Consider the following 299-nt stretch of genomic DNA (forward strand, 5'->3'; position numbering starts at 1 on the left):
AGACCGAATTCGAGCGGCTGGCCGGACAGGAAGGCATGGACGCCGCAGCGCGTGAGGCAGCCCTTGTGCGCCTGCACGCGGAGACGGGCCAGACGCTGATCGTAACGCTCGGCGGCGATGGGGTCATCGCCATTCGCGACGGGGCGATTTCAAGGGCGCAAGGTCTCAAGATCGAACCTGTCGATACGGTCGGCGCCGGAGACACTTTCTGCGGTTATTTCGCCGCGAGCCTCGACGACGGCCTCGATTTTGTCCCGGCGCTGCGCCGTGCGGCGGTTGCCGGTTCGCTCGCCTGCCTC

Annotated in this window: 1 protein-coding gene; it reads left to right on the forward strand. The window is 66.9% G+C overall.

What is annotated here, in order from left to right:
* Positions 1–299, forward strand: a 299-nt coding sequence (locus AF337_RS12230; RefSeq protein WP_244471229.1) for a PfkB family carbohydrate kinase, incomplete at both ends; no start/stop codon positions are given.

Origin of the sequence: Rhizobium ecuadorense (genome assembly GCF_001187535.1) — a bacterium.
Taxonomy (GTDB): domain Bacteria; phylum Pseudomonadota; class Alphaproteobacteria; order Rhizobiales; family Rhizobiaceae; genus Rhizobium; species Rhizobium ecuadorense.